The 14,945-nt window shown below is 52.6% G+C and carries 11 protein-coding genes; 7 read left to right on the plus strand and 4 right to left on the minus strand.

Annotated elements, in window-relative coordinates:
- The first annotated feature begins 8 nt into the window (after nucleotides 1-8).
- The 3 genes from GOV85_RS13180 to GOV85_RS13190 all read left to right on the plus strand — a co-directional run bounded on the left by GOV85_RS13180 (nucleotide 9) and on the right by GOV85_RS13190 (nucleotide 3,681).
- Entirely contained in the window at nucleotides 9-266 is a 258-nt protein-coding gene (locus GOV85_RS13180; RefSeq protein WP_171092613.1) for a DUF4242 domain-containing protein, read from the plus strand.
- Nucleotides 267-381: 115 nt separating this feature from the next.
- The gene (locus tag GOV85_RS13185) at nucleotides 382-1,797 is read left to right on the plus strand and encodes an FAD-binding oxidoreductase (protein WP_171178921.1); all 1,416 of its coding nucleotides are present in this window, start codon (nucleotides 382-384) and stop codon (nucleotides 1,795-1,797) included.
- A 447-nt stretch (nucleotides 1,798-2,244) separates the two neighbouring features.
- Nucleotides 2,245-3,681: an arylsulfatase gene (locus GOV85_RS13190; RefSeq protein ID WP_171178923.1), complete on the plus strand. Its 1,437-nt coding sequence runs from the start codon at nucleotides 2,245-2,247 to the stop codon at nucleotides 3,679-3,681.
- Nucleotides 3,682-3,916: 235 nt separating this feature from the next.
- Here GOV85_RS13190 and GOV85_RS13195 read toward each other — a convergent pair whose 3' ends face one another.
- Entirely contained in the window at nucleotides 3,917-4,486 is a 570-nt protein-coding gene (locus GOV85_RS13195; protein ID WP_171178925.1) for a TetR/AcrR family transcriptional regulator, read from the minus strand.
- 124 nt (nucleotides 4,487-4,610) lie between these two features.
- Between GOV85_RS13195 and gntH the strand changes: the two genes are divergently transcribed.
- The 3 genes from gntH to GOV85_RS13210 all read left to right on the plus strand — a co-directional run bounded on the left by gntH (nucleotide 4,611) and on the right by GOV85_RS13210 (nucleotide 9,117).
- Nucleotides 4,611-5,804, plus strand: a complete 1,194-nt coding sequence (gene gntH, locus GOV85_RS13200; RefSeq protein WP_171178928.1) for a guanitoxin biosynthesis MBL fold metallo-hydrolase GntH — start codon at nucleotides 4,611-4,613, stop codon at nucleotides 5,802-5,804.
- A 1,284-nt stretch (nucleotides 5,805-7,088) separates the two neighbouring features.
- Nucleotides 7,089-7,850, plus strand: coding sequence for a hypothetical protein (locus GOV85_RS13205; RefSeq protein ID WP_171178930.1), 762 nt, complete (start codon nucleotides 7,089-7,091; stop codon nucleotides 7,848-7,850).
- A gap of 34 nt (nucleotides 7,851-7,884) precedes the next feature.
- Nucleotides 7,885-9,117 (plus strand): HupE/UreJ family protein, encoded by a 1,233-nt coding sequence (locus GOV85_RS13210; protein WP_171178932.1) that lies wholly within the window; start codon nucleotides 7,885-7,887, stop codon nucleotides 9,115-9,117.
- Between the two features lie 289 nt (nucleotides 9,118-9,406).
- Here GOV85_RS13210 and GOV85_RS13215 read toward each other — a convergent pair whose 3' ends face one another.
- Nucleotides 9,407-10,174 (minus strand): hypothetical protein, encoded by a 768-nt coding sequence (locus GOV85_RS13215; RefSeq protein WP_170563858.1) that lies wholly within the window; start codon nucleotides 10,172-10,174, stop codon nucleotides 9,407-9,409.
- Nucleotides 10,175-11,261: 1,087 nt separating this feature from the next.
- Here GOV85_RS13215 and GOV85_RS13220 point away from each other — a divergent pair.
- Nucleotides 11,262-13,037, plus strand: coding sequence for an AAA family ATPase (locus tag GOV85_RS13220; RefSeq protein ID WP_171178934.1), 1,776 nt, complete (start codon nucleotides 11,262-11,264; stop codon nucleotides 13,035-13,037).
- Nucleotides 13,038-13,253: 216 nt separating this feature from the next.
- Here the strand turns inward: GOV85_RS13220 and GOV85_RS13225 are convergent, their stop codons facing one another.
- Together GOV85_RS13225 and GOV85_RS13230 are read right to left on the minus strand one after the other, a co-directional pair.
- On the minus strand, nucleotides 13,254-13,781 hold the full coding sequence (locus GOV85_RS13225; protein WP_170486575.1) for a lipocalin family protein: 528 nt from the start codon (nucleotides 13,779-13,781) through the stop codon (nucleotides 13,254-13,256).
- 185 nt (nucleotides 13,782-13,966) lie between these two features.
- Complete coding sequence (locus tag GOV85_RS13230) at nucleotides 13,967-14,917, minus strand: HIT domain-containing protein (RefSeq protein ID WP_254442986.1); 951 nt, start codon at nucleotides 14,915-14,917, stop codon at nucleotides 13,967-13,969.
- Between the last annotated feature and the right edge of the window lie 28 nt (nucleotides 14,918-14,945).

The raw sequence follows: 14,945 nt of genomic DNA on the forward strand, positions 1-14,945 counted from the left end.
GGGACTTCATGCCAAGGTACATAATTGAAAGAAATTTTGCCGAGCAACTAAACGTTACAGACGATGACAAAATTCACATCAAAGAGATCAATGACGAAGTCGGCGTCGAGTGGATTTTTTCGTTTCTCAGTGCAGATAAGCGCAAAACCTACTGCTTGTATGAAGCCCCGGATGAGGAAAGCCTGAGAAAGGCGGCCGAACGCCTGAACATTCCCGCCGACGTGATAACACCTGTGGATCGCATCGACCCGGGAATTTTTGCCTGACCTGCAACATTATTTTCCCAATTCAGTGAAACGCCTTCGCGGGACCACGCGACGGAAAAAAATCGACTGAGGCAGCGCTGCAAGAAGCCCGACCTGACAATAGGGAGGCTTACGCATGTTTGATCTGAAAACACTCGACGGTGGTACGGCAACAGTGGAGCAAGACGCGTTGGGCGCTCTTGATGCAGCGCTTCGTGGCGGGGTTTATCAGAAGGGCTCCCCTGAATATGAGGATGCAAGAACAACGTGGAACAGCATGTTCGAACGTTACCCAGGCTTCGTAATCCGCGCGCTGGGGGCCAGTGACGTGCAGAAGGCCGTGAACTTTGTTCGGGACGCCGGCCTCGTTATGTCTGTTCGCTCTGGTGGACATCAGATTGCTGGTCACGCTGTTGCAGATGAAACTGTAATGCTCGATCTGTCCCAGATGCGGTCCGTGCACGTCGACCCCGTCACCAAGACTGCTCGGGTTGCGCCTGGAGCGCTGCTAGGAGACGTAGATCGCGAAACTCAGGCACATGCACTTGCCGTTCCCGTTGGCATCAATTCGACTACGGGTATCGCAGGCCTCACGCTTGGCGGCGGCTTTGGATGGACCACTCGGAAATTTGGCATGACGATCGATAACCTGCTCTCAGCGGAGGTCGTGACTGCGGACGGTGCCATTGTAACCGCCTCGCCCGCAAGCCACCCTGAACTTTTCTGGGCCCTCCGCGGCGGGGGTGGGAACTTCGGTGTTGTGACCTCATTCGAGTTCCAGCTGCATGAACTCGGACCCGATGTTTTGTCTGGCCTCATTGTTCATCCGATAGAAAATGCGTCAGAGCTCCTCGCAGAATTTGCTAAGATTGCTGACACTTCCCCGGATGAGCTGACCGTCTGGAGCGTGATGCGAAAAGCGCCCCCTCTACCGTTCTTGCCAGCTGAGTGGCATGGGCGAGAGGTGCTGATCTTTGCAGCCTGCTACAGCGGACCGATGGACGAAGGTGAAAAAGCCATGACGGCATTGCGCGCGCTTGGTGAACCTATTGTCGATGTGATCTCGCCCCATAAGTTCGTAGATTGGCAGGCCGCCTTCGACCCGTTGTTGACACCAGGTGCCAGGAATTACTGGAAAAGCCACGATTTCGATGCACTTTCTTCGGACGCAATCTCAGGACTTCTGAAAGCGATTTCCAGTCTTCCAGACCCGGCGTGTGAAGTCTTTATTGCCCATGTGGGTGGCGCAATGGCACGTGTTCAGGCCGGTTCGACCGCCTATCCCCAAAGATCCGCCCATTTCATCATGAATGTTCACACGCGTTGGGAAGACCCCGGCAAGGATGCCGAATGTATTGATTGGGCGCGAGAGCTTTACGACCAGATGCAACCGCACGCGAGCGGAAGTGCATATGTCAACTTCATGCCCGAAGACGAAGCGGACCACATGGCCGGAGCATATGGTGAAAACGGTGAGAAGCTTTCCAAGATCAAGGGTAACTATGACCCCGACAACTTGTTCAGGGTCAACCACAATATCTTGCCTACGTGATGGAATTCAGAACTACTTAAACTGATCCAGATTGATGTTGGGCATCTTGCCTTACTGCCTGCGGCTTTTCTTGTTGCTTAATTGTCAATCCAAGTGGGTTCTCCAGCCGGTGATCGCACCGGTGGTGATGCACATGCATCGTCGCAGTTTCAGTAAGCAAAGCTAAGAAACTCAACATGTGGATGTGTCAGACTTGGTACGGAGCGGTCGGTCAGTCCGATTTGTGTGAACGACTACTGTGGGGCAAGAATGTCGACACATTGGGTCAAGGTGTTGAACAGCCGGGAGCATCGCAAATCTGGCGATGGCTGCTATCGGGAGCAGAACCAAATTTGGTCAGCTTCATCGCCGCAAGGCCGTTGCGAGCCCACAAGGGGCGCCAGTCTTGACCCTTGGTCCATTTTTTCGCCAATGTCGACGAAGTTGTATTTTTGGGGGAGCTTCTGCATGACTCTGTTTTATCCAATAATCCTGCTGTTGCTGTCTTTTCTGGTCGGCACTACCGCCTCAGCTCAGGACAAGCCGAATATCGTTTTCATATTTCTTGATAACTTCGGTTGGGGTGAACCGGGATTTAACGGTGGCGGCATAATCCGTGGAACGGCCACTCCTGAAATGGACGCGCTGGCCGCTGAGGGATTGAGGCTTACAAACTTCAATGTTGAAAGTCAGTGCACTCCCTCTCGCGCAGCAACCATGACGGGGCGCTATGGCATCAGAAGCGGTAACCATACAGTCCCTCTGGGCGGCGGTGTCTACGGTCTGACTCAATGGGAGATCACTATGGCCGAGATGCTCAAGGACGCAGGACATAACACGGCCATGTATGGAAAATGGCACCTCGGCTGGACTGAAGGGCGCTATCCCACGAACCAGGGTTTCGATGTGTTTTACGGTGTTGAGACTACTGATGTAACCGTTTGGCGCTCGCTCCCGGGCTTTGCCGACGCAAACATGGAAGAACCTGTTGTCATGCAGGGTGTTGCGGGCAAACCTGCGACTGTGGCGCGGGACTACGACCTGGACTATCGCGGCGAGATAGACGGTGACCTGACAAAGAAGGCTATCCGTTTCATCGAAGACAAGAGCAAGGAAGAGGCGCCGTTTTTCGTTTATCTTGCCTACACTCAAACACACTATCCAAATATCGTGTCCAAAGAGTTTGACGGAGCCACTGGGAAAGGCGTTTGGGCGGACATATTGCGGCAGACAGACACCTACATCGGTCGGATAGTCGATGCGCTTGAAAGTGCGGGCATTTCGGACAACACGGTGGTGATCTTTACTGCTGACAACGGCCCTGAAGCTCTGCCGGTTGGAAACGCCAACGTGTCACCGGTCCCGGCGGTGCATGGTACGGCCGGGCCATGGCGGGGCACTCTCTTCACCAGCCTTGAAGGCAGCATGCGCGTGCCATTCGCGATTAAGTGGCCGGGAAAGATTCCCGCAGGTTCAGAAAGCAACGATATCGTCCACTCGATGGACCTCTACCCAACACTTGCAGCGTTTGCAGGTGGCAAGGTGCCTGAAGACAGAGCCTTTGATGGCATCGATCAATCCGGGTTCTTTCTGGGTGCCCAGCCAAACTCGAACCGAGAAGGCGTGATCGTTTACATGGGGGAACAGATTTTTGGCGTCAAATGGAAGGATTGGAAGGTTCTTTTCAAAGAGAATACGACGGCCTTCGGAGCGACAGAGTCCTTCGACACGCCAAGGGTCTACAATCTTTTGAACGATCCACATGAGCGTGAAAGCGTACTTTTTCCGCACACATGGGCGGCCGAAAAGGCGCTGCCTCAATTGCAGGAACACATCGCTACGTTCGAAAAATACCCACCAATCCCTCCAGGGGCGCCAGACCCTTATGAACCGCATGAAAACTGAACGGTAGCTTTGCTCGGTGGGCTCAATGGATCCACGCAACACCTCAACTTGTGACCAAGAATGGAGTGTTTGGAAGGGTTTTAGCACTCGCAGTGCTCGTCGTTTACAGGCTATGAGTCCCGAACCTAAATCAGACCACCAATAGCCCCAAAATAACATGGCGACGGACACTAACTGCACTGATTGCCAGACTTGAAATTGGCCAGTATTTCGCCGTTCTGGAAATTTTGATCGTCTATTTCCCGATCAGGATAGCGTGTTCCCGTTCTATTACCTCTTCCCAATTGCCTTGTTCTTTCAGGCCAGTCGAAGAGTCACCCATTAGTGATGTAACCATAAGCCGTCCGCGTGATTTCGCGTCTTCAACTGAAAACCCGGCTTGTTCAAACATCCATGCGGCGAATCGGAAGCGTTTGCCGATGGTTCTTTGATACGTTGCTTTCACTTTTTGATCAGTGTTCGCCCAGACTGAAACGGCGTGATCAGGCACGGCTGCATTTTCTTCAATGACCTTCTTCATGAGTAGGAGAATGCGGTCTTCAGGTGAGCCTTCAAACGCTTTTGCTTTTTCGATCACATTGTCCGTCAACTCTTGCTCCCAATATCTGAGCACTTCGTCCAGAAGCTCCCGGACATTTTTGAAATGCCAGTAGAAGCTGCCGCTGGTCAGGTTAAGTCGCTTTGCCATAGGCACGATCTTTATGGCGGAGACTCCGCCCTCGTTGAGCAACTTGTATGCCAGCAAAATCCAATCTTCTTTGGTTGCAGCGTTTCTAGGTGACGCTCGGGTAACAGTTTCGGACATTCAGATTTTAGCATTCTTTGTTTGACATAGAGCAGTCTATGGGAGTACCGTAGATAAGTCTATGGTGAACCAGGAGTTCACGACATCGTGTTCTCCGAAGCGCCTAGCAAAGTAGGGGGGATCAATGAATAGCATCACAAAATCCGCAACCTATACGTTTCTCGCGTTAAGTCTCATTTTGGCTGGCTCCGCTTTGGCGCAAAACGCATTGCCGACCGGTCGAAGCGCCTCTGAAATCGAAAACGGTGTCTATCCCGCATCGTACTTCCCAAACACCGAAGTCCTTGCTGAGGATGAGATGCGTATCACGGCATTGGGGACCGGGATGCCAAACCAAACCAAGGCGGCCGTTTCGATTTCGTTTTATGTCGAACTTGGGAACGGCGAAGTTTTTCTGTTTGATGTTGGAACTGGTGCCACCGGAAACTTATTCTCGCTGCGACCGGATTTTGCCAAGATCGATAAGGTTTTCTTCAGCCATTTGCATGTCGACCATGTTGGAGACTTCATGGGTTTGCATGTTGGGGGGTGGCTGTCGGGAAGATACACTCCGCTCCGCATCTTCGGCCCGTCCGGATCAGAAGATGAACTGGGCACCAAAGCCTATGTTGAGGGCATGTCAAAAGCCTATGCTTGGGATCTGGCCACACGTACGGGAGCGCTGCCGGATGATGGCGCCAAGCTTGAAGTCACTGAATTCGATTACATGCAGGAAAACGAGATCGTTTATCAGGAGAACGACGTCACGATCCGTTCCTGGCCTGCGATCCACAGCTTAGATGGCTCGGTGAGTTATTCTTTGGAATGGAATGGACTGAAATACGTCTTCGGCGGAGATACTTACCCGAACAAATGGTATGTCGAATATGCCAAAGGAGCGGACATCGCTTCGCACGAGGCGTTTCTTCCACCTGATGCTTTGGCCCCGTATTTTGGCTGGGACATGAAACAGGCGACCTACGTCGCAACGCGCATTCATACCGAACCCGCGGCGTTTGGCAAAGTTATGTCCGCGGTCGAACCGCGCATGGCGCTGGGCTATCACTCTGTTCTTTCGCCCGAAAACTATCAGGCGATTTTGGAAGGCGTCCGTTCGACGTACGATGGACCACTCACGCTCGCACGGGATCTTCAGGTGATCAACGTGACCAAAGACCAGATCGTTGTTCGGGAAGCGAGTGTTGACGACTATGTGCTACCACCATCTGTGAGCGACGAGTACATCAATGCCCCGCGTTCAAAAGAAAAAGAACCGTCAGACAAAGTCAAAGCGGGCAAATGGGAGGGTTACACGCCACCGCCAATGCCGGATCAATAACAAGGTAGGCGATGCGGTCTTGCCCGGCTGTATGTGAAACTGGGAAATCTTATAAAGCCACGGGTTGCGCCGGGTTCAAGTTGCGCGGGTGCTATTGTCGCCAAGGCTTGTGAAACCAGCCCAGAGACTGCGGAGCCTATGTCAATTTTCAGTCATTGCGGTATGTCGTCGGTCCAAATCGGTTTGCTCGGAAGGGCACTAAGGTAGGATCGCGCGTAGAACTGTGGGCATTGTTGAATTTCGAGGATGAATAACATTCAAGTTTGGCGGTATCTGAATCGACAACTGCTGGTGCTCGGCTTTTTTGCCGCTAGCATGCAGACTGTTTTGGCAGACGTAGTTCTATTCAACGGGTCCGAGGTCGCACCCAACATCGCCATCTTTCATGTCGCAGAGGATGGCGTTTATTTGGATCTTGAAATCTACGTCGACGATGTCTCGCTTTTTGCAGGTTTGTTACCCCAGCGATGGGCGCCAGATCCTGGGGGAAATGGGCGTCGTCTGAAGCAAAGTTCTGAACACGATGAAAGCCTGGGTCTGTCAGTTATTATAGGTGATGGGCCGGCGCTTTCGCCTGAGATCAGAAAAGTGGAATACAGAAAGCGTATAGACCGTGCCTCGCCGCTTGCGGGTCAGCGTGATCCGTTCTCTGGCCAAATTGTTCCCAGTCCGCCAGCCGATCCACGCGTCTTGTTCGTCAACGTGTTCTACCCGTTTCTGTCCCCAAACCCCAAAACGCTGACTATTCTGCCACCGTCGCGGGAAGGTGAACCGCTTGCGACCATCGGTATGCAGGTCTTTGATCGGGACGTTCCGGTCACGGATTTCAAGTTCCTTTCAAAACCGGCAGAATTGAAAATTCACTGGGCTGATCCTTGGCATTCCCGGTTCTCCGCTAAAAACCTGAATCGAAAAAACCAGGATGGGACATCGACCTTTCTATATATTGAGCCGCGGGAAGTTCGGCATGAAACCCTGATCCGATTGCACGAATTGGCACCTTGGATTGATGAAACAGTCGGGGTGGGCGATAAGCTTTCGCCACAACACGGCGCAAAGATTACAAAAAGGGCCGCAAAACTTTTGTCGTCGCGTAATGCGGTGTCCATCGATGGAAAACCCGCTCAGCCGGCAATAGCAACGGCAGAGCTTTTGACGCTAACGTCAAAGGGTTTTCAGGTTGTCGAACCCGGAAAGGAAGTGTCCTCGAACAATGCATTTGTTGGAGCGATCCTATCTTTTCCTTTGGCGGACCTTCCTGAACACGTGACGGTCACATGGGACATGTTTGATGAAAAGATTTCCCGTGTTGCAACGATTTCCAACGACGTTGCCGGACCATTTTTCGGGGCGGTGACCCCTGTGGACCCGAAATTCCACTGGCAAAACCACCTACTGAAATATGAAAGAAAATCGGTCTCGCAAATACCCGTAGTACGGCCAGAAGAGTCAAGGCCCGGGCTAGCTTGGGCTACAGGGATCATTAGCGCCGTATCGCTGCTTTTGGTGCTGGCAGGCACAGGAAAAGTCCTAAAACGCGTCAGTCTTGCAGTCTTGATTTTCGCTGTCCCGGCAACCGTCTATTTCTCTGGATCTTTTACGGCATTGGCCTGGCGGAACGCGTCGCCTCCCGATCCGCAGACTGCGGCAGGCATTTTGCGTTCGATGATCGAGAATTTGAACACAGTGAATTTGGAAACGACGCCGACCGCGAGAAAGGCAGAACTGACGCCAATTGTAACTGCGGCGTCTTTGGACGACATCGCAGCAGAGATTGAACGGGGCCTCACGATCCGCACGCCGGGGGGCAGCCTCGCCGCAGCAACTGATATTGGCAGTCCAGAATTGGAGCGTCTCGATCCGATCTCTGAACCGGGCGGCTTTCAGACGTTGGTTAAATGGTCGGTGCAGGCAAAAGGGGGCCATTGGGGGCACGCCCACATACGTGCTGTAACGTTTCGGGCGCTGATCGAGATCGTGCCGGAAGCCGGTCAATGGAAACTGAATGGACTAACTGTAATCGAGGCTCGCGATCCAAATGCGTAAGTGTCTAAGACAAAAACACTGTGCTTTAGGCATCTTGGTTGTCACCTTGCTTTTGTCTCTGGCTCTATCTGCCTCGGCGCATTTTCTACTGAACCTCAACGTTCGAATTTCGCATATCGAGCATACCGAGGACGGCTTGCGAATCTACATGCGTACGCCCATGCCCTATTTGGTTGCGGATAAGCTTGGCAACACCGACGGCGATGCCCTGCCGGAAGCTGCACCATTTACGACAAATGCCATGCGTGATGGTCTATTGGTCCACTTTGTCGACTTGCAGGCTTTTATGAACGATCCCAAAGGATTGGGGCAATTGGCCGAGGACGGCTTGCATCTGTCGATCGATCATCAGCGTCTCAGGGGAATGGTTGAGGCAATTCGCTTGCATCGGGTAGGAAATGAGCCCGGATTTGCGACTTTGGACGAAGCTCAAAGAGCCGTTGAATTTGAAACAGACCTTGCGCCACCGCTCTACGTCGGTGACACGATTGTCGATCTTGTCCTGAACTACAAGAGTGACCGCCCAGTCCAATCATACAGCATTGCCAATGTGCTGGACCCCGGCCTGCCGGGTCAGGATCAAACGGCCAACCTCATTCTCGACTACGCATCTGAAACACCACAGATTTTCCGCTCTCGGGGCCTGATGATCGAGCCTTTGGAGATCAAGCAAGCAGGGTACGGAGGTTTTCTGAGTTTTGTCTGGGAAGGTATCCGTCATATCCTGGAAGGGTTGGATCATGTTCTGTTTGTTGTGTGTCTGGTCATCGGCGCTCAGACACTCAGAGCGTTATTGTTGCGCGCAACCGGATTTACTGTCGGGCATAGCATCACGTTGTCTCTTGGCTTTTTCGGGTTTGTACCATCAGGCGCGTGGTTTGTTCCCGCCGTCGAAACCGGAATCGCGATTTCAATCGTTATTGCGGCCGCCGCTGCGTTCATGAGCAACGCGAAGTCTGAGGCCAAAATGGTCCTGCTGACCTCGCTTATTGGTCTGTTGCACGGGCTGGGTTTCAGCTTTGTGCTGCACAAGATTTTGCAAGTTACATCACCAGACATCTGGCAGAGCCTGCTTGCTTTCAATCTTGGCGTTGAGATTGGCCAGGTCGCCATCATTCTAGCGTTATGGCCCGCGCTAGTAATTTGCCACCGCATGAATGCCAGTTTGTGGATGTCGACACGTGTGGGCTTGGCAGTGGGATGCGCAGCCATCGCCTGCTATTGGACCGTCCAGCGAATTGCCGAGGTATATTCTGCGATAACCTGAATTCTATGCGATGATCCGTGCAGTGCTGATTGGCTGACGCAAAAAAGCGAGCGTTTAGCTGCGCCCCTGCACAGACCGAAATGGCGGGATACATTTGTGGTGGATGGCGGAGACGAAGTCCGCCAACATCTTTTTCGTTCAGAATTTTATTTATAATTTACCTATACTTAAAGGAATATTGCAATGGGGCTTCACGAAATATGTGCAGCAAAATGTGCAGCAATTTGAATGGGCCTTCGTAGAAATCAAAGCGTCGAACTGAGAGACGCAAGCTCGAGACAATCAGTGCTCAAAGCGACGTGTAGTATGCCTTCAACGTCTTCGCGATAGATTGACGCCGCAGCTTCAAAAATTCCTGGTAGTCCGCAAATTCGCCCGTCAGAAGTCCAAGCGGAACTGCGTTCTCCGTGAAGTTCTCTTCAAGATCCGCGTAGACTACGATCCCTCCGTATTTTGCGGTTCCTGAACTGCATTGTTTCCGCAAATCTGAAACATACTCACTAGGAGGCGCATTTCCGATGGCAATGTTGATCTCTTGCTGTGTGTAGACCAAGTTGGCGACTTGATTGTATTGAGACTGCGTAAGGCCAAGCGTCTTTTTCAGGTGATCCTTGGGGAAGATGTGGTGAACATCGCCTCTGTGCTCCAACATACTCCGCACTGTGATTTCTTTTGACAGAAAGCCTCTAGCATTGGACTTCACCTGAGACGCAAGAAATGTCCTGAAAGCCGGATGTTTGCTATTTGACGTTGTAAGCGCTTGCACCAAACCAACTTCCCAAAAGGCATCCGAGAGCACCGCTTTCTCGATACTTTCGAGATATTCCCCCATTCCCATCTCAGAAATCTGTCGAATGTCCTGGTCAAAGCGGGTTTCCATCGATCCCGAATATCTGGCGGTCAAGAGTGAGAGCGCGAACCACTTCCTGACAAATCGTTCTATCAACTCGGAGGCGATGCCATCTTTCCGCAGGCGCAGGAAGAGAATGTAGGCAAAGTTCAATGGCGCCTGGTTGAAGCTGAACGCGACCACGCTTGGTGCAACCAAAAAGAACACTGGCAGCTCAAAGTGTCCGAAGCCGCCCGCGCCGACATTGTTGCAACCGCACTAAAAGGCATCTCTGTTCGGCCAAAGGAGGCTGCGTGAATTCAGACTGGTGATTGCCCAATCCACATTTGGGTGACCCACTGACTGGCCCAAACCGAGAGTTCAACGCACGGCTCAGGTCTTCGAGTTTTGTCTAATCAGCAAGCTCATAACCTTTTGATAATACCAAGACTTCAAAAATGGCGATGAACCCAAGTTCATCGTGCGCTCCCGCTGTGCCCAAGCATCGGCGGGAGCGAAGTTGTCCCTGATCGTTTCACGAAGCTTCGTCGAAATGCAGGTGCCACGGCAGATCACATTCCCTTGCTCACGAATGCAGATGCTCCCCAGCATCTAACACCACCCGAGGCAGACCACGTCGCGACACCATTGGTAATTCGGAAGCTCGCCAAGAACACCCGCAAGAAGCGATGAAGATAACACAACCACCAAAGGTAAGGCCTTCGGCAGATTAGATAATTTTCGTGCTTCTTTTTTGCTTCATGAGAGAGGCTTGCAACAAAGATACGCAAGCGCACATTCGAAAAGACTTGTCATTTCGGAGCGCCATGCATACTTCAATCTCCCCAAGGGAGAAAATCGTGCCTTCAAACAACTCGAAATCCAAGCGCACTCTGCCGCTACCTGAGAAACGCATACACGCCTGAACTTATCGCGTGTTCGCAGCCGTTCGGCTGCGATGTTTCCAGATTTCGAGTATTGAAAGGGCATCTCCATGCAGCCCCAAGTCTATACATCTTTCTTCTACCCGCGTTTGAATGGGTGGTTCCAGCCAGCCTACGAGAGCCTGATTAAAGCCGCCAACCGAAAGTCCGGGTGGGATGCCTTTGATGAGGATGCACCGGCTGAGGATTCGATGCCAAAGCAGTACGCGAGGGACTATTGCGCCGTTGCCTCATTGATCCGTGTTTGCGCGGCATGGAAGGACACACGCGATCAGATTGCAGGCCAGTTGCGTCGCCCATTTTCGCTGACAGTTGTTGAAACCGGTGAAAGTGAATGGGTGGAAGCCACAGGAGACGCGTTTAGCGATGGTTTGATCCCCGCGATCTGTAGCAACAACCCTGATGCAACCAAGCCAAAAATCGTGTGCTACAAGTCGCGCTGGCGCAAGACCACGCCAGCAAAGACTGCAAGCGATTTCAATGAAGCGCTGGCTCTGGCCGCGAAGGAACCAGCGTCGTTGATTGTAATCGTGCCAAGTATCGAAGTGTTGCCGGACGCCTTTTGCAAGAAATCCGCTAAGATCATTTCCCTGAGCCCATTGTCACGGAGCATGATCTTGATGCTCTATGCCATGATGCACGGCCGCCAATGTACAGCTTTGATGACAAAGGCGCTTAATCAGATGCCATCCCATGATGCTTTGGCTCAGATCTCAGCTAATGAAATTATGTTGGCTCTTCGGACGCCCAAGCTGATGGCATTTGTCCTGCAACTGAATAAGTTGACGACGCGCACAAAAGCCAACCCAGAAGCCATGGATGACGTCAAAGGCCTGGGGGCCGCGCGGGCGCCGTTGAAGCGTCTCGTGGATGACATCCAAGCATACTCTGACGGTCACCTGAGTTGGGCAGATATCCCTAACAACCTTCTACTCGATGGGCCTCCGGGTGTCGGGAAGACCTTTGTCGCGCAGAAATTGGCAGAAGCGACAGGGGCGCATTTTGTTGGCGCAAGCTATGCTGCTTGGCAAGCGGAGGGCCATCTTGGCGATTTCCTCGCTGCAATGAGAGATGATTTCCTGGAGGCAAAGCGCCATGCGCCGTCCGTTTTGCTGATCGATGAAATCGATAGTTTTGCAGATCGCGCAACCAACAAGAGCGATAACGAGAACTACAATCGGGCGGCACTAAATGGCCTGCTTGAACAGCTGGCGGGCGCCGAAAAGACGGATGGCGTCTTGGTGGTCGGCACAACAAACTACTCGGGCAAGTTGGATGCTGCACTACTGCGCTCTGGGCGGTTCGACCAAAAAGTCCACATCCCTCTTCCGGATAGGGGCGCGCTGACAGAGATCTTGTCCGCAGATGCTGGACCGACAATCAGCAAGCAGGAACTTCACGCAGTGGCGGCAGAAATGCTTGGGCAATCGGGCGCGGATGCCGCCGCGCTTGTGCGTCAGGCCCGTTCCATCGCCCGCCAGGATAAACGCCCAATTGCGATCCAACACCTCCAGACGGCGCTTGAGAAGTTTGCGAAGCCACTGCCTTCCAAGATGCTGTATAGGATGGCAATCCACGAGGCCGGCCACATCGTGGTTGCGCACGCACTTCTCGCCGGATTGCCGACAATGGCCCAGATCTCACCGAGAGGTGGTCGAGTTGACCTTGAGCTGGACAAATTCGGTCATGAAACTCAAAGCTTGGAAAATCGCCTCGCTATTTTGTTGGCTGGACGCGCAGCCGAACTTTCTTGCCTGGGTAGTGTTTCGTCAGGTGCCGGCGCGGGCGACAAAAGCGATCTTGCTCAGGCCACCATGTTTGCAGTCCAAGCCGAAACACAATTCGGTTTGTCCAACGACAATTTGATTTGGCACCCGGTGTCCATGGATAACCTGCAAGATATGCTTCAAGATCGCGACCTGGCAGCCCGCGTTCAGTCGCGGCTGCGCTCCGCAAACCATCTTGCTCAAAAGACCATCGGCGAAAATGAATATTTGCTTGAAGGTGTGGCCCAATCGCTTGTCGAAAGGCGGCAATTGAACCGGGCTGAGCTCGAGCAGTTGTTGCGAGATTTGAAATCTGCAAAAGGCAAAGATCGCCATGCAGTTAAGGAGAATTCGATCCAAAACATGCGCTGGCTTCATTGACCATAATGTCGGTCCCGAATGCGCCGGCTCTTATCGTCAAATTCCCCATATAGAATATCTCTATATGGCTCTTTTGACAGAGGTTTCGCGTGTGTGTGTGTGTCGGGCGCGGCGGGCTGCTGCCGGAAACGTGAAAGGTTTGGCTGGGGCGTTTCAGGACCAACGTTTTCTAACGGCCCCGCCCCGGAGCGGTCGCCTCTTCGCTCGTTTCCTACGTCACTTGGAAGCGTGGGGCGTCACTTCCAGCTTGGGCACATCGTATCCGGCTTCCGTCAAAACAGATCGCGCTTTGTCGATATGCTTTTGGCTGGGTTCCGTGCTGCGCGATAGGATCCAACCGGCGCTTCCATTGGGCACCCCAACAACGGCAACCTCATACTCATCGTCCACCCACAAAACCCAGTATGGCGATTTGACAAAGGGAACCTGTGGGAAGCTGACCTTGAGTTTGCCAACATCTTCAATTGTGGCTTGGCCGGTGATGTCCTTTACCCTCGTGCCATTTTCAACAAGACAGCGGTTGTAAACGGACACCGTATCCTCGGCGATAATCTGATATTCAGCCGTTGTGTCTGTGCATCCCCGCTGGAAGAACACCGGGAAGCGGGCGTACTCAAACCACACTCCGGTGTATCTCTGCACGTCTAGTTTGCCCACGACGTCCATCGTGACCGAGGTGTCGCGGTAGGAACCCGAGCAAGCCGCAAGGGTTGAACATAACAGAATAGCAGCAAGTTTCTTCACGGGGATCTCCGGCATATTGGGCCAACCTCAAAACATGTCAGAAACAACAGTTCGATTTGGTTTCTGGCCATCTATCTGGAAAGCCAGAAGGGATCAAAAAGGCTTGGCACCTTCTCGCCTATCGGTCTGTCAAGAAAAGGTAGTATGCAATGCGCCGTTCAGGCGCAGCTTTTGCCTAAAGCTTCTCAGTAAATTCGCTTCTCAGGAATGACACCCCTGACCCCACCACGAGGGTTTTCTATATCGCCAGCACGGCGAGGGATAAGGTGAATGTGGCAATGGAAAATGGTCTGTCCCGAAACTTCGCCTGCATTGATGCCCACGTTAAATCCTTCGACAGACCGATCCAGCCCGCGGACAGTTTGGCGCTCTGTTTGGAGGAGTTGCTGTACCGCATTCAACTCTGGCTGATGAAGGTCGAAATAGTCCGGCACATGCCGTTTCGGGATGATCAAAGTATGATGCTGGGTGACCGGAAAGCCGTCCCGAATGGCATAAGCCAGTTCATTTTCAGCAACCACCCGCTCGCCGGGGATTTCGCAAAACGCGCATCCATCGCATCTGTGAGCGTAGCTCTTGGCCATGCCCCGAAAATCAGTGTCATCGCGATCTCGCTTCATTGCATTGCAGGAATAACAAAGCGCCTGAAGGTTGATGGCCTCGTCACTGCCGCCTTTGTTTCGGGGCAGGATGTGGTCGACTTCCAACGCCTTTTGGTCGGCCGATATCCCACATAGCTCGCAACGAAAATGGGCGCGCTTCAGAACCTCGTATCGAAGGGTGCCGGGAATGTACCCTGACGACTTTGATCTATGCGACCATATCTTGTCGCCACGCTTCCCGATGAACGTATCGATTTTCTGATCGCAAATCCTGATGAGGTCTTTGATCTCGGCATCTTGGAGGCCCGAATTCTCTGCAAGTTGATAAGCTTGGATTTCCCGGCCGGATTTAATGGGCTGCACAATGCCATTGTTTGTGAGAACACGTCCCACCATGTTCTTCGTGCGGATCATATAATATTCGAGCTGCGAGCGGTCATAAACCATGAGCGCTGCGGCAATCTCTTCAAGCGAGGCGGATCCACCACCTTTTAGTATTCTGCGGATCATCACCGGCTGGTAGATATGTGACATCCGCATATGGTGCTCAAGAAACTCCTGG

Source organism: Ruegeria sp. HKCCA4633 (genome assembly GCF_013034605.1).
In the GTDB taxonomy this organism is placed as follows: Bacteria; Pseudomonadota; Alphaproteobacteria; order Rhodobacterales; family Rhodobacteraceae; genus Ruegeria.